Here is a 22,029-nt window from a genome sequence, read left to right as displayed (position 1 = left end):
GCGCGGGGGCAGCCACCGGGGCGGCGGCCATGGCGGCCACGGTCACAGGGGCGTTTTTGTCCAGCTCCAGACGGAAATCCTCCATCCGCAGCTCCATGCGCTGGATCGAGCTGGATTCAAAGCGCTCCAGCAGGGCGAAGATATCACTCAGTTCCATGTCAGCTTTCCCTTTCCTTTATTAACGTTTAGGCTTTCTTGTGGGCTTCCAGACAGCGGACGATGTCGCCCACGGTCTTGATTTCCTTGAGCTCCTCATCGGTCATGGCGAAACCCAGCGTTTCCTCCAGGGCGACGTTCAGGTCCACCGCGTCCAGGGAGTCTAACCCCACATCTTCCACCAGGTCGGCGTCCATGGTGACGCGCCCGGCGTCACAGCTGAGGTTACTGATAATGATCTCACGGACCTTCTCAAACATGGGAATACTCCTTTCGGCAGGCCGGCCGCCTGTCACAGTTGTTGATTGGACTTCAAGAATTTTAATTAAAAAAATTTAATTAAATTCATTGAGACACATTTTATCAGATTACCAGCAAATGTCAATGGTGAAAAAGCACAAAAAAGGCCCCCATAAAGTGTGCCATGACGGGCTGACCGGCTGGTTTGACAAAAGAAGTTGCATTTCAGAGGGAATCATTGTATGATGAGGAAAATCGGAAGGAGCGCGAGAACATGCTGTTTGATACCCATGCTCATTATGACGCCTCCGCCTTTGACGGCGACCGGGACCAGGTGCTGGCCGGCCTGTCGGACAAGGGGGTGGAGCTGGTGCTCAACCCGGGCTGCGATCTGACCAGCTCCCGGATGGCGGTGGAGCTGGCGGAGCGTCACCCGGGGGTGTACGCGGCGGTGGGCTTTCACCCAGAGGACCTGGACGGGGCGGAGCGCTCCGTGCTGGAGGAGATCCGGGCCCTGGCGGCGCACCCCAAGGTGAAGGCCATCGGAGAGATCGGGCTGGATTACTACTGGGTGAAGGACGAGGAGGGACGGCGGAAGGAGCGGGACTTTTTCGCCGCCCAGCTGGATCTGGCCCGGACCCTGGACCTGCCGGTCATCATCCACGACCGGGACGCCCACAAGGACTGTCTGGAGATGGTGCTGGGCCTTCCCTGGGCCAACGGGGTGTTTCACTGCTGCGCCCTCAGCGCCGAGGACGCGAAAAAGGTCACCGACCGGGGGTGGATGGTCTCTTTTACGGGGAACATCACCTACAAAAACGCCCGCCGGGCGCTGGAGGTCATTGCCGGCACTCCCATGGAGCAGATCATGGTGGAGACCGACTCCCCCTATATGGTACCCGAGCCCTTCCGGGGCAGGGGGGTGCGCAACGACTCGGGCTATGTCTACCGGGTGGCGGAGACCATTGCCCAGGTAAAGGGGCTGCCGGTGGAAGAGGTGGTGCGCCGCACCAATGAGAACGGACGCCGGCTCTTCCGCATTACGGGAAAGGAAGCGCATACCAAATGATGACCATTACCTATGAATACGGCGGGGCGCTCTATGTGAACCTCACCAACCGGTGCGACTGCGCCTGTGTGTTCTGCCTGCGGCACAACGGCCACAAGGGGAGTATCTATGCCGACGACCTGTGGCTGGACCGGGAGCCCACCCGGGAGGAGGCGCTGGCCGACCTGCTGGGCCGGGATCTGCCCGCCTACCGGGAGCTGGTGTTCTGCGGCTTTGGGGAGCCCATGTTCCGGGTGGATGACATTCTGTGGCTGGTGGACCGGCTGAAGGAGCGGGTTCCCAATCTGCCGCCGGTGCGCATCAACACCAACGGACACGCCAACCTCATCCACGGCCGGGATGTAACCCCTGGGCTGGCGGGGCGGATCGACGTGCTGTCCATTTCCCTCAACGGCTCCGACGCGGCGGAGTACTGCGCCGTCACCCAGCCCAGGGACGGCGAACGGGCGTGGGAGGCCATGCTGGACTTCACCCGCAAGGCGGCGGCCTATGTGCCCACGGTGATGATGACGGTGGTGGACAAGGATAAGACACCGGAAGAGATCGAAAAGTGCCGCACGCTGGCTCAGTCCCTGGGGGCTGCCCTGCGGGTCCGGGCCTACATCCCCGACTGACCTACTTTCTTTCGAGAAAGAAAGTAGGCAAAGAAAGCTTCCATAGAGCGCTTGCCGGGTAAGTAGTGCGGACTGGGAAGTAGGCAAAGAAAGCTTCCATAGAGCGCTTGCCGGGTAAGTAGTGCGGACTGGGAAGTAGGCAAAGAAAGCTTTCATAGAGCGCTTGCCGGGTAAGCGGTGCGGACTGGAAAGTAGGGGCGGCCCTTGTGGCCGCCCGCCGAGAAAAAGCATTGATAAAAGGAAAAGGCCGCTGCGGTTCTGTACGGGAACCTGCAGCGGTCTTTTTTGACTGGGCGGAGGGGTTACAGCAGCGACCACACCACCGCGTAGAGAATCAAATAGAGCAGCGGGGGCAGCACCAGCAGTACGACAAAAAGCGCCCGGGGCATTTGCCGCCGGCCGGCGGGCTTTTTGCGCTGGAGGGCGGTCTGCCCGGCCTGGGTTTTGGACTCCTCCATCCACATCCGCCCCACGGTGGAACAGTAGAGGAGGAGCAGAAAGGCAATGGCCATGGGGACCTGGAGGGAAAGGCCCAGCATTGTGCCGGTGACGGAGCCAACAGCGAATAGTACATAATAAAGGAAGAAACCAAAGACCGTTTTTTTCATGGATACGCTCCTTTCTTCCCGTGGAGTGTACCATACCGGCCCGATTTCGTCAAATAGGAGATCGTCCGGCCAAAGGAGGGGCCGGAGAGGCCGCGGGAGCAGAAAAGAACCGCACAAAGTTAGTAAAATTGACAGTTTAGTTTTATAAATAACGTATAGAGCGAAAAAATGTAGAAAAAACGGCACAAAAACGCGTTGAAAGTTTTTTGGAGAAAAAATTTAGTCCTTGCAATTCGCGGCATTTTCAAGTATCATGCAAGTATTCGGAAGCAAAATTCCGGTCAGAATCGAGGAAAGGCGGTGACAAAGACATGACGCTGGACGCGATGGTGCAAGTGACCCAGGCCGAACAGGAGGCACGGGACCAGAAGGCGGCCGTGGCGGCGCAAGCCAGACAGAAGCTGGAAGAAGCCCGACAGGCCGGCGAGGCACGTGTAGCCGAGGCGGTGTCCCAAGCCAAAACCCAGGCGGCTGAGATGCTCGCGCAGGCCGAGGCACGGGCGGCGCAGCGCAACGAGACCCAGGCAGCGGCGGACGCCGCAGAGCGGGCTGCCCTGCGAAGCCAGGCGGAGGGCCGGATGGCCCAGGCCGCCGCAGTGATTGTGGGAAGGATCGTGAAGCGCTGAATGGCCATCGTCAAAATGAAACGGCTCCGGCTCATTGGCATGGCCGCCGAACGGGACGAGCTGCTCCGGCAGCTCCAGCGCGTCGGCTGCGTGGAGATCGACGAGCCGGAAGACCAAGGGTCCGACCCGGATTGGAACGGACTCGCACGGGTCAGCGACACCGCCTTGGCTGAACGGGAGGCGGAAAACGCCTCGCTGCAGTCCGCGCTGACCGTTTTGGACCGTTACCCCAAGGAAAAGGAAGGGGCCTTTCAGCCGAAGCCCCGCGTCACCGAGCAGCAGCTCTTTGACGGACAGGTCCGGGCCGAGGCCCGGAAGGCTGCCAGCGCCATCTCCGCCGGGGAAAAGCATCTGGCGCAGCTCCAAAGCGAGATGGCCCGGAAGAAAAGCCAGCTCCAAAGCCTAACCCCCTGGAAGGAGCTGGACTTGCCGCTGGAGACCGCCGGTACCCGGGATATGGCGGTTTTGTTCCTCTCGTTTCCCGCCAATACCGATCTGGAACAGGTTTCCAAGGCCCTGGAGGAGGCCACCGAGCTCTCGGAGCTTCAGGCCGCCGGCGCGGATCGGGAATTCCAGTACGCGGTGCTCTTCTGCCACAGAAGCGGCCTGGAGGACGGGCTCAACGCCTTAAAACCCTTTGGCTTTGCCCGGGTGGCTCTGCGGGGCTGGACGGGTACGGCGGCGGACAACATCCGCCGGCTGGAGGGCGAGCTGGACCAGCTGGCCCGGGAGGGACAGGAGGAGGAAAAGAATCTGGCCGGACAGACCGGCCACCGGGAGGCCCTGCGGCTGGCCATTGACCAGACCGAGCAGGAGCGCCGCCGGGAGATCTGCAAGTCCCGGCTGATGGCCTCGGGCAGCGCCGTCTTTTTGGAGGGCTGGCTGCCCGCCGACCAGGAAAAGGCCCTGGAAGAGGCGCTGGAGCCCTTTACCTGCGCCTGGGAGACCCAGGAGCCGGCGGAGGAGGACTATCCCAAGGTCCCCATTCTCCTCAAAAACAACCCCCTCACCGCGCCCCTCAACATGATTACCAATATGTACGTCCTCCCCGCCTACGACGGCGTGGACCCCAACCCCCTGATGGCCCCCTTCTTCATCTTCTTTTTCGGTATGATGATGGCGGATATGGGCTACGGCATTTTGATGGTGATTCTCTCTCTGGTGATGACCCGCAAGATGCACGTCAAGGGTACCATGAAGGACATGGCCGGACTGCTCATGCTGTGCGGCATCAGCACCTTTATTATGGGGGCCGTCACCGGCGGATTCTTTGGCGACTTTATCCCTCAATTGGCAAAGCTCATCAACCCCAATACCACCCTGACCGCCCTGCCCGCCCTCTTTACCCCCCTGACCGATACCCTGGCCATTCTGGTGGGCGCCCTGGCGCTGGGCCTTTTGCAGGTGGTCACCGGTATGGCGGTCAGCGTGGTGCGCAAGTGCCAGGCCGGCGAGGCGGCCGACGCCATCGGCAATGAGGTGGCCTGGTGGATCATTCTGGCCGGCATCCCCCTGGCCATTTTCGGCATCGGTACTGTGGCCGGCGTGCCGGTGGTGCTGGTGGTTGGCTTCCTGGTCCTGATTTGGGGCTCCACCCGGGAGGCCAAGGGCTTCGGCAAGATCACCAGCCTGATCGGCGCCCTCTATAACGGCGTCACCGGCTTTTTCAGCGACATCCTCTCCTATGCCCGCCTGATGGCCCTGATGCTGGCCGGCAGCGTCATCGCCACGGTGTTCAACACCCTGGGCACCGTCACCGGCAATGTGGTGGCCTTCATTCTCATCGCCATGGTGGGCAACCTGCTCAACTTCGCGCTCAACCTGCTGGGCTGCTATGTCCACGACATGCGCCTGCAGTGCCTTGAGTATTTCGGACGTTTCTACAAGGAGGGCGGAAAGCCCTTCAAACCCCTGCTGTACGACACAAAATATGTGGATATTGTGAAGGAGGAACCTTAAAATGGTGGAGTTCTTTGAAATGTTTGGCGGCATCGGACTGGCGTTCCTGGGCGCCGCGCTGTCAGTGGCTCTTTGTTGTATCGCTTCGGCGAAAGGTACCGGCATGGTGGGCGAGGCGGCCACCGGCGTTCTGACGGAAGCCCCCGAGCACTTCTCCAAGTGCCTCATTCTCCAGGTGCTCCCCGGCACCCAGGGCCTGTACGGTCTGGTGGTGTGGTTCTTCGCCCTCTTCACCATGGGCGCTTTCAGCGGCGGCATCGTTGACCTGAGCGTTACCCAGGGCCTGACCATCTTCGTCTCCTGCCTGCCCATGGCTTTCGGCGGCTGGCTGTCCGCCATCTATCAGGGCCGCGTGGCCGCCGCCTCTATCAACGTGGTGGCCAAGCGCCCCGACGACTGGGCCAAGGGCATCATCCTCTGCGGCGTGGTGGAATTCTACGCCATTTTGTCCCTGCTGGCCTCCGTGCTGCTGCTGATGAACGCCCTGTAAGCCGCAAGGCCCAGAGAAAGGCGGACATGATGAACGGAATCGAGAAAATTACGGCGCGCATCCGCGCCGACGCCCAGCAGGAGACCGACGCCCTGCTGGCCCAGACCAACGCCCAGGTCCAGGAGCTGGCCGCCCAGTATGAGGCCAAGGCAGGCCAGGCGGCTAAGGAGATCCTGGACAAGGGGCAGCAGGCCGCCGCCGTCCGGGAGGAGCGGCTGGTGAGCGCCGCCCGGCTGGAGGCCCGCAAGGCCATGCTGGCCCAGCAGCAGGCGCTGATGGACCAAGCCTTCCAGCAGGCTCTGGATCAGCTGCTCAACCTGCCGGAAAAGGAATATGTGGCCCTGGTGGCCTCCCTCATCGCCGAGGCCAGCCAGACCGGCAAGGAGACGGTGATCTTTTCCCAGAAGGACCGTCCCCGCTACGGCAAGGCCGCCGTTACCCGGGCCAACGAGCTTTTGGGGGACAAGGGCCGTTTGACCCTCTCCACCCAGACCCGCCCCATCCAGGGCGGCTTCGTCCTCAGCGACGGAGACGTGGAGGTCAACTGTACCTTTGAGACCCTGGTACGCCTGCAGCGCCGCACGGTGGAGCAGGAGGTGGCCCGCGTCCTCTTCCAGAGCCGCTGACGGCTTTGTGGAAGAAAGGAGGAAGGAGCTTGCCCAAAAAGCGGAAAGATACCGATTATCTCAGCATTTCGGCCCGCATCCGGGTGATGGAGAACCGTCTGCTCACCAAAAACCGGATGGAGCGGATGCTGGAGGCCCGCACCGACGAGGAGACCGCCAAGGTCCTCTCCGAGTGCGGATACGGAGAGCTGACCGACCTCAGCCCCACGGCGGTGGACGCGGCCATGGTCCGCGCCCGGGACGCCCTGTGCCGCGACCTGGAACAGGCCGTGCCTGACCGGCGGCTGGTGGAGCTCTTCCAGATCAAATACGACTACCATAACGCCAAGGTGCTGCTCAAAGGGGCGGCCACCGGCGCAAAGGCCGACCGTCTCCTCACCGGCGGCGGACGGTATGACCCCAAGAAGCTGGCGGAAAACGTGGCGGCTGGGACCATGGAGGACTATACCCCCACCTTCCGCGCCGCGGTAGCCGAGGCCGCCGAGGTGCTCAAGGAGACCGGCGACCCCCAGAAGGCCGACATCCGGCTGGACCGGGCCTGGTTTGAGGAGATGACCGCCACCGCCAAGGAGAGCCGCAGCGCTTATTTGCAGGGCTATGTGGCCCTTATGGCCGACGCGGCCAACCTGCGCACGGCGGTGCGTGCCGCCCGGATGGGGTTGGACGAGACCTTTGTGGGCAAGGCCCTGGTGCCCGGCGGCACGGTGAAGGAGGAGGTATTCCGCACCACCAAGGCCGCCGAGCTGGACCAGGCTCTCAAAAATACCCCGCTGGCCCAGGCCGCCGCGCTGGGCGCCGAGCGGGCCGAGCCGGGCAGCGGCAGCGTCACCGCCTTTGAGAAGGCCTGCGACGACGCCGTGACCGCCTATCTGGCCAAGGCCAAGGGGGTGCCCTTCGGCGAAGCGCCGGTGGCGGGCTACCTGTACGCCCGGGAGACCGAGCGCACCGCCATCCGGACCATTTTGTCCGGACGGGCCGCCGGCCTGAGCGCCGATACCATCCGGGAAAGGCTGCGTGATCTCTATGTCTGAGTATAAGATCGCCGTGCTGGGAGACCGGGACAGCGTGCTGGGCTTCCGCGCCCTGGGGCTGGAGGCGTTCCCCGCCGAGACGGTGGAGGAGGCCCGGCGCATCCTCCACAACCTGGCCAAGGAAAACTACGCCATTGTCTACCTGACCGAGCAGTATGCCGCCGGCATGGCCGCCGACGTGGCCCGGTATAAGGACGAGCTGACCCCGGCCATTATCCTCATTCCCGGCAAGGAGGGGTCCCTGGGCATCGGCATGGCCAACGTCAAGAGCGCCGTGGAGCGGGCCGTGGGCGCGGATATCCTGTGACCCCCACCGGCCTCCCTTACAGATCCGAAATTCAAACCTGAAAGAAGGTTGTATTGCATTGAGCGGAAAAATCGTCAAAGTCTCCGGCCCCCTGGTGGTGGCCACCGGCCTGGCCGACGCCAACATGGCCGACGTGGTCCGTGTGGGCGAGCGGCGCCTCATCGGTGAGATCCTCACCATGAACGGGGACGCCGCCTCCATCCAGGTCTATGAGGAGACTTCCGGCCTGGGCCCCGGCGCGGCGGTGGAGACCACCGGCGCTCCCATGTCCGTGGAGCTGGGCCCCGGCATCATTGAGAATATCTACGACGGCATCCAGCGCCCCCTGGAGGGCATCATGAAAAAGGCGGGGAGCAACAACCTGCCCCGCGGCATTGAGGTGCCCGCCCTGGACCGGGAGAAAAAGTGGCAGTTCAACGCCACCGTCAAGCCCGGCGCCAAGGTCACCGGCGGCGACGTCATCGGCACCGTCCAGGAGACCAGCGTGGTGCTCCACAAGATCATGATCCCCCCCAAGATGAGCGGCACCATCGAGTCCATCCGGTCGGGTGAATTCACCGTCCTGGACACCGTGGCCGTCCTGGTGGACGACAAGGGCGAGAAGCACGACCTCACCATGGTGCAGAAGTGGCCCGTCCGTGTGGGCCGTCCCTATAAGCACAAATACCCCCCGAAAACCCCGCTGCTCTCCGGTCAGCGCATCGTGGACGCCATGTTCCCCGTGGCCAAGGGCGGCACTGCCGCCATCCCCGGACCCTTCGGCTCCGGTAAGACCGTCATGCAGCACCAGCTGGCCAAATGGTCCGACGTGGACATCGTGGTCTACATCGGCTGCGGCGAGCGCGGCAACGAGATGACCGACGTTTTGAGAGAGTTCCCCGAGCTGGTGGACCCCCGCACCGGCGAGTCCCTCATGAAGCGTACCGTCCTCATCGCCAACACCTCCGATATGCCCGTGGCCGCCCGTGAGGCGTCCATCTACACCGGCATTACCATCGCCGAGTACTTCCGCGACATGGGCTACCATGTGGCCGTCATCGCCGACTCCACCTCCCGCTGGGCCGAGGCCCTGCGCGAGATGTCCGGCCGTCTGGAAGAGATGCCCGGCGAAGAAGGCTACCCCGCTTACCTGTCCTCCCGTCTGGCCCAGTTCTACGAGCGCGCCGGCATGGTGGAGTGCATCGGCTCCGATGATAGCCGCATGGGCTCCCTCACCGCCGTGGGCGCCGTCTCCCCGCCCGGCGGCGACCTGTCCGAGCCCGTCTCCCAGGCCACCATGCGCATTGTCAAGGTGTTCTGGGCCCTGGACGCCTCCCTGGCCTACCGCCGTCACTTCCCCGCCATCAACTGGCTGAACTCCTACTCCCTCTATCTGGACTCCCTGAAGCCCTGGTATGACGAGCATCTGGGCCCCCAGTTCATGGCCAACCGGGACAAGGCCATGTCCATCCTTCAGGAGGAGGCCAGCCTCAACGAGATCGTCCAGCTGGTAGGCAAGGACTCCCTGTCCGCCGGCGACCAGCTGACCCTGGAGACCGCCAAGATGCTCCGCGAGGACTTTTTGCAGCAGAACGGCTTTATGGAAGTGGACTGGTACTCCAGCTATGAGCGCCAGGACAAGATGATCCAGATGATTCTGGACTACGACAAGCTCTGCCGGGCCGCCATCGCCAAGGGCGCACCGGTGTCCGAGCTCTTCGTCATTCCCTTCCGGGAGGCCATGGGCCGGGCTAAGAGCGTGCCGGATGACCAGTATGTGGAAGCCTACGCCAAAATGGCCAAGGATATGAACGAGCAGATCGCCGCCATCGTGGACAAGGGAGGTGCGGAAGAATGATTCGTGAATACCGTACCATTCAGGAGATCAACGGTCCTCTGATGGTGGTGCGCCGGGTGCAGGGCGTCACCTATGACGAGCTGGCCGAGATTGAGCTGGCCGACGGCTCCGTCCGCCGCTGTAAGGTGCTGGAGGTCAACGGCGACAACGCCGTGGTGCAGCTCTTCGAGGCCTCCGCCGGCATCAACCTGGCCAACTCCAAGGTCCGTTTTCTGGGCCACCCCCTGGAGCTGGCGGTTTCCGACGACATGCTGGGCCGCGTGTTCAACGGCATGGGCCACCCCATCGACGGCGGACCGGAGATCCTGGCCGCCGAGTATCGGGACATCAACGGCCTGCCCATGAACCCCGCCGCCCGGGACTACCCCAACGAGTTCATTCAGACCGGTATTTCCTCCATTGACGGTCTGAATACCCTGGTCCGCGGACAGAAGTTGCCCATTTTCTCCGGTTCTGGTCTGCCCCACGCCGCCCTGGCCGCCCAGATCGCCCGTCAGGCCAGAGTGCTGGGGGACGACGCGGGCAACTTCGCCGTGGTGTTTGCCGCCATCGGCATCACCTTTGAGGAGTCCAACTTCTTTATTGAGGAATTCAAGCGCACCGGCGCCATCGACCGTACCGTGCTCTTCACCAACCTGGCCAACGACCCCGCCGTCGAGCGTATCGCCACCCCCCGTATGGCGCTGACCGCCGCCGAGTACCTGGCCTTTGAGAAGAACATGCACGTGCTGGTTATCCTCACCGACATCACCAACTACGCCGAGGCGCTGCGTGAGGTGTCCGCCGCCAAGAAGGAAGTCCCCGGACGCCGCGGCTACCCCGGCTATCTGTACACCGACCTTGCCACCATGTACGAGCGGGCCGGCCGTCAGCTGGGCAAGAGCGGCTCCATTACTATGATCCCCATTCTGACCATGCCCGAGGACGACAAGACCCACCCCATCCCCGACCTGACCGGCTATATCACCGAGGGTCAGATCATCCTGTCCCGTGAGCTCTTCCGCCGGGGCGTCAACCCGCCGGTGGACGTGCTGCCCTCCCTGTCCCGTCTGAAGGATAAGGGCGTGGGCCCCGGCAAGACCCGCGAGGATCACGCCGGCACCATGAACCAGCTGTTCGCCGCCTACTCCACCGGTAAGGAGAACAAGGAGCTCATGAGCATCCTGGGCGAGGCCGCCCTCTCTCCCACCGATCTGCTGTACGCCAAATTCGCCGACGAGTTTGAAAAGCGCTATGTCTCCCAGGGAGTGGACGAAAACCGCTCCATTGAGGAGACCCTGGATCTGGGCTGGGATCTGCTGTCCATTCTGCCCAAGGCGGAGCTCAAGCGCATCAAGCCGGAGTTTATTGAGAAATACCTCCCGAAAAAGGAGGGGTAACGTATGCCGGCCATCAATGTGAATCCCACCCGCATGGAGCTGACCCGGCTCAAGGGACGGCTGCGCACGGCGGTCCGGGGCCACAAGCTCCTGAAGGATAAGCGGGACGAGCTGATGAAGCAGTTTCTCGACGTGGTGCGGGAAAACCGCGCCCTGCGCAAGCGGGTGGAGGAACGGCTCAATCAGGCTTACGGCTCCTTTACCGTGGCGGCGGCCATCATGTCCCCCGAGATGCTGGAGCAGTCCCTCATGTACCCCAAGCGCCGCGTGGAGGTGGGGATGACCTTCCAGAACATCATGTCGGTGGAGGTGCCCCGCTATCAGTTCCGCACCGCCGGCACCGAGGGAGAGGCCAACGCCTGCCCCTACGGCCTGGCGGCCACCTCCGGCGAACTGGACGACGCGGTGGAGCATCTGTCCGGGGTGTTTATTGATATGCTCCGCCTGGCGGAGATCGAAAAGACCAGCCAGCTGCTGGCCTCCGAGATCGAAAAGACCCGCCGCCGGGTCAACGCCCTGGAGTACGTCAAAATTCCCCAGATGGAGGAAGCCATCAAGTATATCTCCATGAAGCTGGACGAAAACGAGCGCTCCTCCACCATTCGCCTGATGAAGGTGAAGGATATGCTCCTCAAGGAAGCCATTGAGGAGAAGCGCGCCGCCGACGCCAAGGTCATGGAGACGTTCGGCGCCCAGGGAGAAGTATAACCCCCCTTTTTGAGAAATTCAGAGGAAGAAAGAACCCCGGACTGCGTGAATGAAGTGCAGTCCGGGGCTTTTTTGTGGCAATGCCGGGCGGTCAACTTAGGAAAAGGCGAAAGACAAGAATACCGATCCCGGCCAACTCGCCGACAATCACTGCCGCCCGCCACAGAATGGACAGCACGCCGGGACCTTGTACCGGCGCGTAAGGGGCAAAATTCTGGGCCACGCCACGGGGGTCTCCGATAAAACCATCATCAGCAGGCGGGTCATCCTGGTTGTCCGGCGGGCTGGGCGGTTCCGTCCCCTGGAAAGAGGGAGTCCACATCTGAGTGGGCTCGTCCTCCTGCGGGGGTTCTTCCTCCTGAACGGGCTGAGGGTTCTGAAAACCGCCGAAGGAAGGAGGGGCGTCCCAGGCGGGCTGCGGAGGCTCATCTTTTTGTGTAGGTTCCTCCTCCTGAACGGGCTGTGGATTCTGGAAACTACCGCCGAAGGAGAGTGGGGCGTCCCAGTTGGGCTGTGAGGGTTCGGGTTCCTGCGGGGGTTCTTCCTCCTGAACGGGCTGAGGGTTCTGAAAACCGCCGAAGGAGAGAGGAGCGTCCCAGTTGGGCTGTGAGGGTTCGGGTTCCTGCTGCGGTTCCTCCTCGTGCACGGGCTGTGGATTCTGGAAACCACCGCCGAAGGAGAGTGGGGCGTCCCAGTTGGGCTGTGGGGGTTCGGGTTCCTGCGGGGGTTCTTCCTCCTGCGCGGGCTGGGGGTTCTGGAAACCACCGCCGAAGGAGAGGGGAGCGTCCCAGTTGGGTTGCGGAGGTTCGTCTTTCTGTTGCGGTTTTTCCTCCTGCACGGGCTCTGCCTGGACCTGGGGAGCGGGCTGCCCCATGGCCTTCAGATCAGCAAAGACCCGGTCCAGATCAAAGACATCCTCCGTCGGCGGCGCTGATTCAGATACTTCACTGCCGCAATAGGGACAAAATTTGCAATTTTCAGGCAATTCCCGCTGACAAGCGTGACATTGCATTTTCAACACTCCTTTCAGCGGCCGCCGTAGCCGTAGGCATAGGAAGAGAAGGGCAATCCCATCTGCCTGGGCTGCTTGCCCCAGGGATAGGGATTTTGATAGGTCAGGTCGGTGACGCTGCCATCCACCAGAAGAGATACGCCGCAGTCGCTGTGGAGGGCACAGGAAATGAGGTCCGTTCCGTCGGAGGAATAGGCGCCGTTTTCCGCCTGAAGGGTAAATTGATGGGTGACGCCGTTTTGCGTCTGGCTGACGGTCAGCTGTGCCTGCGTCATGATCTCATCGGCGCTGCCGTCAAGGGTGCATTGGATCACACAGCCCCCCGCTGCCGGGTCGGTCTGAGAGCTGCCCCGGATGAGCTGGGCCTCGCCGGTCAAAACGCCCTGGTCCCAGGTCCCTTCCTGGAGAAAATACATAACCGCGCTGCCGGAGGCCTTGCCGTCCACCACAATGGCCATCCCTTCCCCATCGGGGGTTTGGTGGTCAATTGTGCCAAAATAGACGCTGCTTCCGTTGATCAGCACGCCGGAACCGGTAAAATCACGCCAAAGCTGGCCGTCTTGATAGGTCAGCATCCAGATATCGGTCCAGCTGTCAAAAGCGCTGTGATCCATAACGGCGTTGGACCAGGCTTCCATGGCCTGGACGCGGTCCTCCCGCGTGCCGGACAGGGCCTGCTCCAGGGCGTCCAGCAAGCTTTTTTGGTCGGCGCTTAAAGCGTCGGTGCGGTCGGAGCGTACATTGGCGTCCGTGACCGGAAGCTGGGAGGTCTGGACCGGGGGGGTGGAGCTGGATACCGGCGCGGCGGAAATGTCCGGCCGTCCGGGGACCGGCGTCAGGGTGATGCGCAGCACGGCAGTGACGATGAGCCCCACCAGCACCAGGGCCAGCACGGCAATGATGATATTCAGGACGGTCAACAACACGCGTCCCTTTGGCTTTTGATCCATCATGATCCCTCTTTTCTTGTATGAAGGAATTGGAAGCGGAAGGGAGCTTCACCGGGCAGGCCCACAATGGCCTGTCCATCCTTCAGCCCACGCAGGTCCCAGTCCTCCACCACATTGGCGTCCCGGAGCAGATCGCCGTTTTCCGGCCCCAGGCCAGGAAAGACCTTACGGTTTTCTCCATAACGCCGGCGCAGGTAGTGGATGGAGCCGGGGTCCTGGGTGGCAAAGGAGACGGAGATGCCGAAGGCGTCCAGGGTGCGCAGAAGGGCGGGACGAGACCAGCGGCCCAGCAGGGAAGTGACGCCGGGCAGGGAGGCCGTCACCTGGAGGGGACTTTCCAGGGTGAGGGCGTCCTCCAGATGGGGGAGGGGTAAGTACTGAAGTCCGTCTATAATCAGGTACACGCTGCCCTTCCCCGGCGCAAGGCTCTGGGTGAGGACCAGATCCAGTATCAGAGCGTAGACACCCGTCAGGTCGGGACCGGCCACGGGGTCCCGGCGGAGAAAGATCCGTTTTCCGCCCCGCGCGGCCACCAGCTCGGTGACGGAGGCGGTCCCCCGGCCCTGGAACGCGCCGGAGAGCCGGGTGCGGATGAGGCGGCGCAGCAGCAGGAGGACGCCGTCGGCCTGAGCGGTGCGGAGCACGGCGGCTCTGGGCCGGAGGTCGGCCTGCTGTTCCAGCAGCTGGGCCAGCTCTTCACCGGAGATCTGGTCCATAAACTGGCGAAGCCCCAGGTTATCGCAGTAAAAAGCCTCCTGATTCCGAAGGAACAGGAGCATCACAGCCCCCAGGAGGTCCTGGGCCTCCGTCCAGAGGGACTTGTCCTCTTCCGGCGGACAGGGACCCAGCAGCAGCCGGGCCGCGCCGTCAATCCGGTCCTCCCGCCCGGGGTCCAGCTCCCGGAACAGGTTCCAGGGGGAGGCAGGGGTCTGGGCGGCGGCGTCAAAAAGGGGGTCCTCCGGCTGGAGAAAGGAGGCGGTCAGGTCGCCGGTTCCGTCAAACAGGACCATGACGTCGTCGGCCTCCATGGTTTTGTTCAGCTGACTGACCAGTTGATAGAGGGCGTCCCGCCGTCCGCCGGCCTGTCCGGTAAGCAGGATATGGCGGCGGAGGAGAGGCGCGTCCAGGGGGACATAGAGGCGCTGCCCGTCCCCATCCCGGCCGCAGAGGGCGCAGCGGGGCGCGGACACAGTGGACGCCGGGGGATGGTCGCCCAGCTGGTTTCCTTCATAGATATAGGAGTTCCGGTTCATGAACATTCCTCCTCAGGATTTGCGTGGAGACGGTCCGGTTTTTTCCAGGCGCCAGTGGCCGGCGCAGCGGCGGAGAGGGATTCCGAAGGCGGACGGCGCATCCAGGCCGGTGTAATGGGCGGCTCCGGTTTGGGAAGCGTTTGAGGCACAGGCTGCGGCGCCGGCGGCTCCGGTTCGGGAAACGGCTGGGGCGCAGGCTGGGGCGCCGGCGGTTCCGGTTCGGGAAACGGCTGGGGTGCGGGCGCCGGAACGGACGCCGGCGGAGCAACGATGGGCGGAGCAACGATGGGCGGAGCGGCGTGCAGACGGTTTGTTTGCTGCTTTTGCCCGGCGTCGTTGTGCTCCGGGGGGTGCTCCGGCATGTCCACCCAGAGGTTATCCGCCCGGCGCAGGTCCTCGCCAAAGACCGTTTTTTCCGGGCGGAGCGGGGGAATGAGGTGGGATTGAGAGAAAAGCTCCTTTGTTTCCGGCACTTCCGGCCTCGGGATGGGCGAGCCGCCGTCAGGACGCCAGTGAAGGGAGCCGTCCTCCGTTACGGCACAGAAAACGCCGTCAATCCGAAAGGAGACGCCCGGTGCAAAAGAAAAGCGCCCCTCTGCCGTGCTGGCAGGGTCCAGCATCCGCGGCAGGGCCTGAGAGGGGGGCAAAGCGGGCTGGGCCCAGTGCTCCTGCGCCCAGCCGGACAGAAAGGCGTTGACGGCTTGCTGAAAAATACGTCCCATAGCCACGATCCTCCTCAGTGCAGATAACAGAGCTCGGCCGCCAGCAGGCCCAGCAGATTTTCCAGACAGAGTGCGGCGTCCTCTTCCGACACCGGAGCGGGCAGAAGCCCTGCCCGCAGCTGCTCCACCGTATGCCGTCCGTCGGCGGCCCGCCACAGCCGGAGCTGCATGGGGGTGAGCTGCCAGCGCTGCCCGCCCAGAACGGCACGGGGGCCCGCCGGTCCGTCCTCGCAGAAGCCCTGACGCACCGGACGGTAGGGGGAGAGGGCCTCCAGCAGGGCGGAGGGGCACTCCCCCAGCACAGCCAGCTCCAGCGCCGCCAACTCATGGGCTAACGCCTCCTCCGGCGGCGTTAGCGGACGCAGGGAAAAGAGGCTGCTCCACACCGTCAGCTGCTGGGGGGAGAGGGTGACCTCCCGGCCGCCGGTCTCCAGCAGGGCGGCGGGAGATTCGCCCCGGCCGTCCAGGCACAGGGGGTATCCCACGGCAATGGCGTAATCCATGGCTCCCATCCTTTCTCTTTCAGATAAAACGGAGGCGGAGAGCGGATATCACCCTGCCGCGCGCTATTTTTACATTATAACGCAGCTTCCCCAAAAGCGGCGGGAATTCGTGCAAATTTTCTCTGTCAATCGGGCGGTCACGTCCTCAAGGGGACCCCAGCAGGAGGGGCTGGAGCTGCCTGCCCTCCAGCGCGCTGTCGATGGCGGCGCATACCAGCCCAAAATCGGCCACCAGCGAGGTGGGCTTGGCGGCGGGATCGTCCTGACCAAAGGGGACGAAAAAGACCTGCTTTTTGTCCAGCAAAAGGCCGATGTTTTTGGCCGAGGCGGCCAGACCGTCGTTGGTGGCCGGGGCGATGACCATGGGCCGGCCGTTGCGCAGGTGGGCCTTGGCCGCCATGGTGACGGCGGAATCAGTGACGCCGGCGGCCAGTTTGGCCAGGGTATTGCCGGTACAGGGGCAGATGACCAGCACATCCAGCAGCTTTTTGGGGCCGATGGGTTCGGCCTGGGCCACCGAACGGATGACCCGCCGGTCGCAGATGCGCTCCACCTCCCGCATCAGGTCGTGGGCCGTGCCGAAGCGGGTGTCGGTATCGGCGCAGCGCTCGGAGACGATGGGATAGACCGCCTCATACCGGGCGGCCACCCGCTCCAGGGCGGCCACCGCCTTGGCGTGGGTGCAGAAGGAGCCGCACAGGGCAAACCCCACATGTACAGGTAGACGTTCCATACTCACACTCCCAATTCATCCAGGATATGATACACCGTGTCCCGCACGATGACGCCGGCGGTGACGGGGGCTACCTTACCGGGCAGCGAGAGGGCCCAGATTGCCGACACCCCCAGCCGCCGGGCCGCCTCAAAGTCCACGCCGCCGGGCTTGGAGGCCAGATCCAGCACCAGACAGCCCTCCTTGAGGTCGGAAAGACAGCCTTCGTCCAGAATGGGGGCGGGGACGGTGTTGATGATGAGGTCATAGGCGCACAGCCAGCCCCGCAGCTGACCGCTGTGCTCCGCCTCCCAGCCGTGGGCCCGGACCCAGGCCAGGTCGCTCCATTTGCGGGCCGCCACCGTCACCCGCGCGCCCAGGGCGGACAGCCGGGGAGCCAGCGCCCGGCCCAGACGTCCGTAGCCGATGACCAGCGCCCTGGACCCGTGCAGGGTGACGGGCAGCTCCTCCATGGCCAGCTGGAGGGCCCCCTCGGCGGTGGGCACCGCGTTGGCCACGGCGAACTCCTCCCGGGCGGCGTAGTCGTGGAGGGTGACTCCCAGCCCATCGGCCAGGGCAAAGAGCGCCGGTTCCACCCGCCCGGCGCACACCACCGGGCCGGACCCCATGGCGGACAAAATGTCGCAAATGGCATAGGTGCTTGGGGACAGAGGGGCGTTGAGGGTTCCGCCCTCCCCCAGAGCCGGCAGCGGGAGGATCACGCAGTCCCCCTGGCCGGCCTGCTCCAGCTCCGTCCGGGCCTCCACGCCGTCCAGAGGGCCCGCGCCCTCCAGGGCAAAGGTGTACACCGTGTGGCCGGCGGCGGCCAGCAGCTCGGCCAGCCGGGCCTGCCGCTGATCGCCGCCCACCACCCAGACGCTGTATGTATGTCTCATGGACCGTTCCTCCCTTCCGCTGCTCTATCCTATTCCGGCGCAAAAAAATGGTGCCTTGTCCCCCTTTGCTCTTGTATCGCCCGCTTTTCGGCATTATAATAAAACCTATTGAGGGCCTCGCGCTCCTTTTGCGCATGAAGAAATGTTTTAGGAGGTTTATCCCCATGCTTTTTGTTGAACATCCCCGCTGTCACTATACCCGGAGCCCCCTGGTGGAGGTCATCTGCCAGCTCCGTTTCCCCACCATCCTGGCCATCGACGCCAAGGAGCCGGCGGATTTTCAGGAGGTCATCCGCCACACCTTCCCCCGCTACGCCGTGAAAAAGGAGCAGCCCGCGCCCCGGATCACGGGCCTGGGCACCCCTCAGGCCAAGGTGGAGCAGCTGCCCCCCATCAATAACTACACCTTTATTTCGGAGGACGGCTTTTGGAAGATGAACCTGACCAAGGACTTTATCTCCCTCTCCACCCTGCGCTACACCAGCTGGGAGGACTTCGCCAGCCAGCTGGACAAGGCCCTGGCGTCCTTTATTCAGATTTATCAGCCCGATTCCTTCACCCGGGTGGGGCTGCGCTACGTCAACGCCGTCTCCCGCAAGGCCCTGGGTCTGAGCGACCTGCTGTGGGACGACCTGATCCAGACCCCCTATCTGGGCATCCTGGGGGAGCCGGACGTGGACGAGACCCAGGTGACCAAGTGCTCGGTGGACATTGAAAAGAAGCTGCCCGACAACTGCCACCTGAAGGTCCACGCCGGACCCGGCCTCCTGGGCGCCCGGGGCAAGCAGGACCCGGAGCCCCGCTTTATCCTGGACCAGGATCTCTCCCACACCGGCGCTCTCCCCGTGGGTCAGGTGGCCGAACAGCTGGAGACGCTGCACAAGTACGCCGGTCAGCTCTTCCACGGCGCCATTACCGACGAGCTCCACAACGCCATGGGACCTGTGGCGCTGGCGTGAAAGAGGAACTGCTGCTGCGTCCGGCCTGTCCGGATGATCTGGATCTGCTCTGGCCGCTGGTGGAGCGGGCAGTGGCCCATATGAACGTGCAGGGCAACCCCCAATGGGGCCCCGACTATCCCACCCGGGCGCTGTACGCCGGAGACATTGAGCGGGGCGAGCTGCTGGCCGCGGTGGACCGGTGGGGCCGGCTGCTGGGGGCCGCCTGCATCAACAGCAAGGAGGCGCCGGAATACGCGGCGGTGGATTGGGTGTGGCGGGGCGAGGCGCTGTCGGTCCACCGGCTGGTGGTGGACCCCGCCGTCCAGCGCCGGGGCGTGGCCACCGCCCTGCTGGACGGGGCCGAAAAATGGGCCGTCTATCAGGGCCGGGGCGCCCTTCACCTGGATACCTATACCCAAAATCTGCGGATGCGGGCGCTGTTGGAGGGCCGGGGCTACTGCCGCCGGGGGGAAATTCACCTCCATGGCCGTCCGCTGCCCTATCCGTGCTATGAAAAGCTCCTGATAAGGAGGGAAAAGGAATGAAGCAACTGCTGCTGGTGGTGGATTACCAGCGGGATTTTGTGGACGGGGCGCTGGGCTTTGCCGGAGCGGAAGCGCTGGACGGCCCCATTGCCCGGCGCATCGCCCGGGCCAGAGACGAGGGCTGGGACGTGGCCTTCACCCTGGACACCCACAACGACAATTACCTGGACACGCAGGAGGGACGAAAGCTCCCCGTCTCCCACTGCATCCTCAACTCCGACGGCTGGCAGCTCTACGGTCAGACCGGCCAGGCCCTGCGCAGAGAGACCGATATGGTCATCTGCAAGCCCACCTTTCCCTCCCTCTGGCTGGGGAACTGGCTCAAACAGCAGGGCTATGACGCGGTGGAGCTGTGCGGGCTGGTCTCCCATATCTGCGTGCTGTCCAACGCCGTGATGGTCAAGGCGGCGCTGCCGGAGGCGGAGATCACCGTGGACGCCGCCCTCACCGCCAGCTATGACCCGGTCCTCCACGAAAAGGCGCTGGATGTGCTGGAGGGGCTCCAGATCAACGTCCCGGGCCGGACGGACGCCACTTGAACGGAAAGGGGAAGCTTTCACATGAAGAAAAATCCCATGAATTATACCCTGCTGTGCGATTTCTACGAGCTGACCATGGCCAACGGCTATTTTCAGACCGGAATGGACCAGCAGATCTGCTACTTTGACGTATTTTTCCGCAACGTGCCCGACGGAGGCGGTTTTGCCATCGCCGCCGGCCTGGAGCAGGTCATCGACTACATCCAGAACCTCCGCTTTGACCAGGATGACCTGGAATACCTCCGGTCCAAGGGGGTTTTTGGCGAGGAATTTTTGAACTATCTGCGGGAGTTCCGCTTTACCGGCGACATCTGGGCCGTGCCGGAGGGCACCCCCATTTTCCCCGGCGAGCCCATCCTCACCGTCCGGGCGCCCGCCATCGAGGCCCAGTTCATCGAGACCTACATCCTGCTCACCATCAACCACCAGTCCCTCATCGCCACCAAGTCCAACCGCATCGTCCGGGCGGCGGAGGGACGGCCGGTCTCCGAGTTCGGTTCCCGCCGGGCCCAGGGGTCCGACGGCGCCGTCCTGGGCGCCCGGGCGTCCTATATCGCCGGCTGCGCCGGCACCGCCTGCACCCTGGCCGACCAGATGTACGGCTCTCCCGCCGGCGGCACCATGGCCCACTCCTGGGTGCAGATGTTCCCCGACGAGTATACCGCCTTCAAAACCTACTGCCAGCTCTATCCCCACGCCGCCACCCTGTTGGTGGACACCTATGACGTGCTGAAATCCGGCGTCCCCAACGCCATCCGGGCCTTCCAGGAGGTCCTCCTGCCCCAGGGGATCACCAGCTGCGCCATCCGGCTGGACTCAGGCGATCTGACCTACCTCTCCCGCAAGGCCCGGCAGATGCTGGACAAGGCGGGGCTGACCCAATGCAAGATCGTGGCCTCCAACTCCCTGGACGAGTATATCATCCGGGACCTGCTCCTGCAGGGGGCCAAGATCGACTCCTTCGGTGTGGGCGAGCGGCTCATCACCTCCAAGAGCGAGCCGGTCTTTGGCGGCGTGTACAAGCTGGCCGCCATCGAGGACGGCCAGGGCAATATCATCCCCAAAATCAAGATCAGCGAGAACCCGGCCAAGATCACCAACCCTCATTTTAAGAAGGTATACCGCATCTTTGAAAATGAGAGCGGCAAGGCCATCGCCGATTTGATCTGCGTCCACGACGAGGTGGTGGACCCGGCCCAGCCCCTGGAGCTCTTCGATCCGGAGGCCACCTGGAAGCGCAAGACGGTCACCGATTATACCGCCAAGGAGCTTTTGGTGCCCATCTTCCGGGGGGGCAAAAAGGTCTATGAATCCCCCAATATTGAGGAGATGCGGGCCTACTGCGCCGCCCAGATCGACCTCCAGTGGGACGAGGTCAAGCGATTTGAGAACCCCCACAATTATTATGTGGACCTGTCCCAGAAGCTGTGGGACATCAAGCAGAGCCTGTTGAAGGAAAACCGCAGATGAAACGGAGGACCAAGGGCCTGTTGGCCGCGGCGGTGGTGGGACTGTCGGTTACCGCCCTTTGCGCGCTGGACCCCCGTCTCACGGTGCGGACCTATACCGTATCCACTCATAAGCTGTCGGCGCCGGTGCGCTTGGCGCTGGTCACCGACCTGCACAGCTGCCGGTATGGTCAGGGGCAGGAGGAGCTGCTGACCGCCCTGGACCAGGCGGCGCCCGACGTGGTGCTGCTGGGGGGCGACATCGTGGACGACCAGCTGCCGGAGGAGCCGGCCTGGACCTTTTTGGAGGCCGCCGCCCGGCGGTATGTCACCTGCTACGTGACGGGCAACCATGAATTCTGGAGCGGACAGGTGGAAGAGATCAAGGAGAAGATGGCCCGGCTGGGAGTCATCGTGCTGGAAGGGGAGGCCATGCCCCTGGTGCTGGACGGACAATTTTTCCTGATCGCCGGGGTGGACGACCCGGAGGCGGGGGAGGGAGTCTGGCAGGAGCAGCTCTCGGCCTGCGCCGCGGCGGCGGATGAGACCCACGTCTCCCTGCTGCTCTCCCACCGGCCGGAGCGGGTGTCCGCATATACCGGGCTGGGCTTTGACCTGGTGCTGGCCGGTCACGCCCACGGCGGACAGTGGCGGCTGCCCGGGCTGGTCAACGGCCTTTTGGCCCCCAATCAGGGACTGTTCCCCGCCTATACCGGGGGCTGCTACCAGCTGGACGACACCACCCATATGATCGTCAGCCGGGGGTTGGCCCGGGAGTCCACCCGGGTGCCCCGTCTTTTCAACCGGCCGGAGCTGGTCCTTGTGGACCTGGAGCCGGCCTGAACCCTCGCCTTGGAG

The 22,029-nt window shown here is 63.6% G+C and carries 25 protein-coding genes; 16 read left to right on the top strand and 9 right to left on the bottom strand.

The features are described from left to right. Nucleotides 1-185 precede the first annotated feature (185 nt). Nucleotides 186-416 carry an acyl carrier protein gene (locus H7U37_RS05640; RefSeq protein WP_204874298.1) on the bottom strand — a complete coding sequence of 77 codons (231 nt, stop codon included), beginning with the start codon at nucleotides 414-416 and terminating at the stop codon, nucleotides 186-188. Between the two features lie 254 nt (nucleotides 417-670). Between H7U37_RS05640 and H7U37_RS05635 the strand changes: the two genes are divergently transcribed. Together H7U37_RS05635 and H7U37_RS05630 are read left to right on the top strand one after the other, a co-directional pair. Beyond that, nucleotides 671-1,465 (top strand): TatD family hydrolase, encoded by a 795-nt coding sequence (locus tag H7U37_RS05635; protein ID WP_204874296.1) that lies wholly within the window; start codon nucleotides 671-673, stop codon nucleotides 1,463-1,465. After that, nucleotides 1,462-2,079, top strand: coding sequence for a TatD family nuclease-associated radical SAM protein (locus tag H7U37_RS05630; protein WP_204874294.1), 618 nt, complete (start codon nucleotides 1,462-1,464; stop codon nucleotides 2,077-2,079). The genes H7U37_RS05635 and H7U37_RS05630 overlap by 4 nt, the downstream gene beginning before the upstream one ends. A 302-nt stretch (nucleotides 2,080-2,381) precedes the next feature. On the opposite strand, the gene H7U37_RS05625 is transcribed toward H7U37_RS05630, so the two are convergent. Beyond that, nucleotides 2,382-2,687, bottom strand: coding sequence for a hypothetical protein (locus tag H7U37_RS05625; RefSeq protein WP_204874292.1), 306 nt, complete (start codon nucleotides 2,685-2,687; stop codon nucleotides 2,382-2,384). Between the two features lie 206 nt (nucleotides 2,688-2,893). Between H7U37_RS05625 and H7U37_RS05620 the strand changes: the two genes are divergently transcribed. Genes H7U37_RS05620 through H7U37_RS05580 form a run of 9 tightly spaced genes read left to right on the top strand, consistent with a single transcriptional unit; the run spans nucleotide 2,894 to nucleotide 11,650 of the window. Next, on the top strand, nucleotides 2,894-3,313 hold the full coding sequence (locus tag H7U37_RS05620; RefSeq protein WP_204874290.1) for a hypothetical protein: 420 nt from the start codon (nucleotides 2,894-2,896) through the stop codon (nucleotides 3,311-3,313). Beyond that, entirely contained in the window at nucleotides 3,314-5,272 is a 1,959-nt protein-coding gene (locus H7U37_RS05615; protein WP_204874288.1) for a V-type ATP synthase subunit I, read from the top strand. 1 nt (nucleotide 5,273) lies between these two features. Then, nucleotides 5,274-5,762: a V-type ATP synthase subunit K gene (locus tag H7U37_RS05610; RefSeq protein WP_204874286.1), complete on the top strand. Its 489-nt coding sequence runs from the start codon at nucleotides 5,274-5,276 to the stop codon at nucleotides 5,760-5,762. A gap of 26 nt (nucleotides 5,763-5,788) precedes the next feature. Next, nucleotides 5,789-6,388, top strand: coding sequence for a V-type ATP synthase subunit E (locus H7U37_RS05605; RefSeq protein ID WP_243413605.1), 600 nt, complete (start codon nucleotides 5,789-5,791; stop codon nucleotides 6,386-6,388). A gap of 29 nt (nucleotides 6,389-6,417) precedes the next feature. Further along, nucleotides 6,418-7,419: a V-type ATPase subunit gene (locus H7U37_RS05600; RefSeq protein WP_243414248.1), complete on the top strand. Its 1,002-nt coding sequence runs from the start codon at nucleotides 6,418-6,420 to the stop codon at nucleotides 7,417-7,419. After that, the gene (locus H7U37_RS05595) at nucleotides 7,412-7,726 is read left to right on the top strand and encodes a V-type ATP synthase subunit F (RefSeq protein ID WP_204874285.1); all 315 of its coding nucleotides are present in this window, start codon (nucleotides 7,412-7,414) and stop codon (nucleotides 7,724-7,726) included. The genes H7U37_RS05600 and H7U37_RS05595 overlap by 8 nt, the downstream gene beginning before the upstream one ends. Before the next feature lie 58 nt (nucleotides 7,727-7,784). Beyond that, nucleotides 7,785-9,563 (top strand): V-type ATP synthase subunit A, encoded by a 1,779-nt coding sequence (locus tag H7U37_RS05590; protein WP_204874284.1) that lies wholly within the window; start codon nucleotides 7,785-7,787, stop codon nucleotides 9,561-9,563. Continuing rightward, nucleotides 9,560-10,942 (top strand): V-type ATP synthase subunit B, encoded by a 1,383-nt coding sequence (locus H7U37_RS05585; RefSeq protein ID WP_204874283.1) that lies wholly within the window; start codon nucleotides 9,560-9,562, stop codon nucleotides 10,940-10,942. Before H7U37_RS05590 ends, H7U37_RS05585 begins: the two co-directional genes overlap by 4 nt. A gap of 3 nt (nucleotides 10,943-10,945) precedes the next feature. Beyond that, nucleotides 10,946-11,650, top strand: coding sequence for a V-type ATP synthase subunit D (locus H7U37_RS05580; RefSeq protein WP_204874282.1), 705 nt, complete (start codon nucleotides 10,946-10,948; stop codon nucleotides 11,648-11,650). Between the two features lie 91 nt (nucleotides 11,651-11,741). Here the strand turns inward: H7U37_RS05580 and H7U37_RS05575 are convergent, their stop codons facing one another. From H7U37_RS05575 to dpsA, 7 genes are all read right to left on the bottom strand, one after another. Next, on the bottom strand, nucleotides 11,742-12,662 hold the full coding sequence (locus H7U37_RS05575) for a hypothetical protein (RefSeq protein ID WP_204874281.1): 921 nt from the start codon (nucleotides 12,660-12,662) through the stop codon (nucleotides 11,742-11,744). Nucleotides 12,663-12,676: 14 nt separating this feature from the next. Next, complete coding sequence (locus tag H7U37_RS05570; protein WP_204874280.1) at nucleotides 12,677-13,612, bottom strand: hypothetical protein; 936 nt, start codon at nucleotides 13,610-13,612, stop codon at nucleotides 12,677-12,679. Next, the gene (locus tag H7U37_RS05565) at nucleotides 13,612-14,865 is read right to left on the bottom strand and encodes a type IV secretion system DNA-binding domain-containing protein (RefSeq protein WP_204874279.1); all 1,254 of its coding nucleotides are present in this window, start codon (nucleotides 14,863-14,865) and stop codon (nucleotides 13,612-13,614) included. Before H7U37_RS05565 ends, H7U37_RS05570 begins: the two co-directional genes overlap by 1 nt. Then, the gene (locus H7U37_RS05560; protein ID WP_204874277.1) at nucleotides 14,862-15,587 is read right to left on the bottom strand and encodes a hypothetical protein; all 726 of its coding nucleotides are present in this window, start codon (nucleotides 15,585-15,587) and stop codon (nucleotides 14,862-14,864) included. The genes H7U37_RS05565 and H7U37_RS05560 overlap by 4 nt, the downstream gene beginning before the upstream one ends. 14 nt (nucleotides 15,588-15,601) lie before the next feature. Continuing rightward, nucleotides 15,602-16,090 carry a hypothetical protein gene (locus H7U37_RS05555; RefSeq protein WP_204874275.1) on the bottom strand — a complete coding sequence of 163 codons (489 nt, stop codon included), beginning with the start codon at nucleotides 16,088-16,090 and terminating at the stop codon, nucleotides 15,602-15,604. A 145-nt stretch (nucleotides 16,091-16,235) separates the two neighbouring features. Next, the gene (locus H7U37_RS05550; protein WP_204874273.1) at nucleotides 16,236-16,823 is read right to left on the bottom strand and encodes a dipicolinate synthase subunit B; all 588 of its coding nucleotides are present in this window, start codon (nucleotides 16,821-16,823) and stop codon (nucleotides 16,236-16,238) included. Between the two features lie 2 nt (nucleotides 16,824-16,825). Continuing rightward, nucleotides 16,826-17,698, bottom strand: coding sequence for a dipicolinate synthase subunit DpsA (dpsA, locus tag H7U37_RS05545; RefSeq protein ID WP_204874271.1), 873 nt, complete (start codon nucleotides 17,696-17,698; stop codon nucleotides 16,826-16,828). 164 nt (nucleotides 17,699-17,862) lie between these two features. Here dpsA and H7U37_RS05540 point away from each other — a divergent pair, with 164 nt between their 5' ends. From H7U37_RS05540 to H7U37_RS05520, 5 genes are read left to right on the top strand one after another with little or no spacing between them, the layout of a single operon-like run. Continuing rightward, the gene (locus H7U37_RS05540) at nucleotides 17,863-18,657 is read left to right on the top strand and encodes a TIGR04255 family protein (RefSeq protein ID WP_204874270.1); all 795 of its coding nucleotides are present in this window, start codon (nucleotides 17,863-17,865) and stop codon (nucleotides 18,655-18,657) included. Further along, on the top strand, nucleotides 18,654-19,184 hold the full coding sequence (locus H7U37_RS05535) for a GNAT family N-acetyltransferase (RefSeq protein ID WP_204874269.1): 531 nt from the start codon (nucleotides 18,654-18,656) through the stop codon (nucleotides 19,182-19,184). Before H7U37_RS05540 ends, H7U37_RS05535 begins: the two co-directional genes overlap by 4 nt. Further along, nucleotides 19,181-19,723, top strand: coding sequence for a cysteine hydrolase family protein (locus H7U37_RS05530; protein ID WP_204874268.1), 543 nt, complete (start codon nucleotides 19,181-19,183; stop codon nucleotides 19,721-19,723). Before H7U37_RS05535 ends, H7U37_RS05530 begins: the two co-directional genes overlap by 4 nt. A gap of 21 nt (nucleotides 19,724-19,744) precedes the next feature. Next, a complete protein-coding gene (locus H7U37_RS05525; RefSeq protein ID WP_204874267.1) occupies nucleotides 19,745-21,193 on the top strand; it encodes a nicotinate phosphoribosyltransferase in 1,449 nt (482 codons plus the stop codon). Continuing rightward, nucleotides 21,190-22,014 carry a metallophosphoesterase gene (locus H7U37_RS05520; protein WP_204874266.1) on the top strand — a complete coding sequence of 275 codons (825 nt, stop codon included), beginning with the start codon at nucleotides 21,190-21,192 and terminating at the stop codon, nucleotides 22,012-22,014. The genes H7U37_RS05525 and H7U37_RS05520 overlap by 4 nt, the downstream gene beginning before the upstream one ends. The last annotated feature ends 15 nt before the right edge of the window (nucleotides 22,015-22,029 follow it).

The sequence above is a fragment of the Pseudoflavonifractor phocaeensis genome (assembly GCF_016901735.1).
GTDB lineage: Bacteria > Bacillota > Clostridia > Oscillospirales > Oscillospiraceae > Pseudoflavonifractor_A.
Note: the sequence above shows the minus strand (reverse complement) of the source record. Positions and strands in the feature narration are given on the sequence as shown.